Origin of the sequence: Flavobacterium sp. (assembly GCF_040382755.1) — a bacterium.
In the GTDB taxonomy this organism is placed as follows: Bacteria; Bacteroidota; Bacteroidia; order Flavobacteriales; family Flavobacteriaceae; genus Flavobacterium.
Genome location: NZ_JBEIET010000196.1, coordinates 1 through 2,594, shown reverse-complemented (window position 1 = coordinate 2,594; position 2,594 = coordinate 1). Strand labels below are relative to the sequence as shown.

General features: G+C 34.6%; 2 protein-coding genes. One reads left to right on the top strand and one right to left on the bottom strand.

Annotation, left to right across the window (positions count from 1 at the left end):
• Positions 1-54 precede the first annotated feature (54 nt).
• Complete coding sequence (locus tag ABWO04_RS11060) at positions 55-1,251, bottom strand: IS256 family transposase (RefSeq protein WP_353079750.1); 1,197 nt, start codon at positions 1,249-1,251, stop codon at positions 55-57.
• Positions 1,252-1,343: 92 nt separating this feature from the next.
• Between ABWO04_RS11060 and ABWO04_RS11055 the strand changes: the two genes are divergently transcribed.
• Complete coding sequence (locus tag ABWO04_RS11055) at positions 1,344-2,540, top strand: IS256 family transposase (RefSeq protein WP_353079750.1); 1,197 nt, start codon at positions 1,344-1,346, stop codon at positions 2,538-2,540.
• Positions 2,541-2,594: the final 54 nt, after the last annotated feature.

The window sequence follows — 2,594 nt, the reverse complement described above, 5'->3', positions numbered from 1 at the left end:
GACACTATCCCGCAAAGTGTGTAAGTTAAAAAATAATGGGGTTTGACTTTTTAATTAAAGTTGAACCCTTTTTTCAAATATAGTTAAGAACTGGTTGAGGATTAATCCCCAATTTTGGATTGGCATTGACCATTTTTTGGTTGCTTCTCTCAGAGCCAAATATACAGATTTTAAGACAGCATCATCTGTTGGGAATGACAATTTATTTTTGGTATATTTTCTAATTTTACCATTTAGATTTTCAATTAAATTAGTGGTGTAAATAATCTTTCTAATTTCAATTGGGAAGTCAAAGAATACGGTAAGTTCTTCCCAGTTTTCAGTCCAAGATTTTACCGCATACGGATATTTGTCATTCCATTTTACTGCAAAATCTTCAAGAGAAGCTTTGGCTGCTTGTTTTGTTGGAGCATTGTAAATTAGCTTCATATCAGCTGAAAAAGTCTTCTTGTCTTTCCAAACAACATAGCGTGCAGAGTTTCTAATTTGATGCACCACACAGATTTGTGTTTGCGATTCAGGAAATACATTTTTAATGGTTTGAGTAAATCCATTTAGGTTGTCAGTAGCAGTAATTAGGATGTCTTCCACACCTCTGGCTTTTAAATCGGTCATTACACCCAGCCAAAAACTGGCACTTTCATTCTTGCCTAACCACATTCCTAAAACTTCCTTCTTACCGTCTCTATTGAGTCCAACGGCTAAGTAAATGGTTTTGTTTACCACCTTTGAGTTTTCACGAACCTTAAAGACGATGCCGTCCATCCAAACAATTAAATAAATGGGTTCTAAAGGTCTGTTTTGCCACGCTACAATATCATTGGATACACTATCGGTTATTCGAGATATAGTGGATGTAGAGACTTCAAAATTATAAACTTCTCTTATTTGTTCTTCAATGTCACTATTGCTCATTCCTTTGGCGTAAAGTGAAACAATAACGTTCTCTAGACCATCAAGTATATTCTGTCGTTTAGGAACAATTATTGGGTTAAATGAGGCATCTCTATCTCTTGGAACCTGAATCTCTGATTCGCCAAAAGAGGTTTTGATTTTCTTGTTTGAGAAACCATTGCGAGCATTGGGAGTTGTGGTTTTTTCATGCTTTTCATAGCCCAAATGAGCATCTAATTCACCTTCGAGCATTTTCTCTAATCCTCGCTTTTGCAATTGACCTAAAAAGCTATAAAGGTCTTCGCCTGTTTTGAATTGCTTCAAAAAATCATCTGATAATAAATCTTCTTTTTTCATAAGACTGTGTAAAATTTAAAATTAAACAAAAAAATAATGGGGTTTTAAAACCCCATTATTTTTTTGTTTAATTTTAAATTTTACACAGTCTTATGAAAAAAGAAGATTTATTATCAGATGATTTTTTGAAGCAATTCAAAACAGGCGAAGACCTTTATAGCTTTTTAGGTCAATTGCAAAAGCGAGGATTAGAGAAAATGCTCGAAGGTGAATTAGATGCTCATTTGGGCTATGAAAAGCATGAAAAAACCACAACTCCCAATGCTCGCAATGGTTTCTCAAACAAGAAAATCAAAACCTCTTTTGGCGAATCAGAGATTCAGGTTCCAAGAGATAGAGATGCCTCATTTAACCCAATAATTGTTCCTAAACGACAGAATATACTTGATGGTCTAGAGAACGTTATTGTTTCACTTTACGCCAAAGGAATGAGCAATAGTGACATTGAAGAACAAATAAGAGAAGTTTATAATTTTGAAGTCTCTACATCCACTATATCTCGAATAACCGATAGTGTATCCAATGATATTGTAGCGTGGCAAAACAGACCTTTAGAACCCATTTATTTAATTGTTTGGATGGACGGCATCGTCTTTAAGGTTCGTGAAAACTCAAAGGTGGTAAACAAAACCATTTACTTAGCCGTTGGACTCAATAGAGACGGTAAGAAGGAAGTTTTAGGAATGTGGTTAGGCAAGAATGAAAGTGCCAGTTTTTGGCTGGGTGTAATGACCGATTTAAAAGCCAGAGGTGTGGAAGACATCCTAATTACTGCTACTGACAACCTAAATGGATTTACTCAAACCATTAAAAATGTATTTCCTGAATCGCAAACACAAATCTGTGTGGTGCATCAAATTAGAAACTCTGCACGCTATGTTGTTTGGAAAGACAAGAAGACTTTTTCAGCTGATATGAAGCTAATTTACAATGCTCCAACAAAACAAGCAGCCAAAGCTTCTCTTGAAGATTTTGCAGTAAAATGGAATGACAAATATCCGTATGCGGTAAAATCTTGGACTGAAAACTGGGAAGAACTTACCGTATTCTTTGACTTCCCAATTGAAATTAGAAAGATTATTTACACCACTAATTTAATTGAAAATCTAAATGGTAAAATTAGAAAATATACCAAAAATAAATTGTCATTCCCAACAGATGATGCTGTCTTAAAATCTGTATATTTGGCTCTGAGAGAAGCAACCAAAAAATGGTCAATGCCAATCCAAAATTGGGGATTAATCCTCAACCAGTTCTTAACTATATTTGAAAAAAGGGTTCAACTTTAATTAAAAAGTCAAACCCCATTATTTTTTAACTTACACACTTTGCGGGATAGTGTC

Coding starts and splice junctions, on each gene's coding strand:
- ABWO04_RS11060 (WP_353079750.1), bottom strand. CDS start 1,251: ATGAAAAAAGAAGATTTATTATCAGATGATTTTTTGAAGCAATTCAAA.
- ABWO04_RS11055 (WP_353079750.1), top strand. CDS start 1,344: ATGAAAAAAGAAGATTTATTATCAGATGATTTTTTGAAGCAATTCAAA.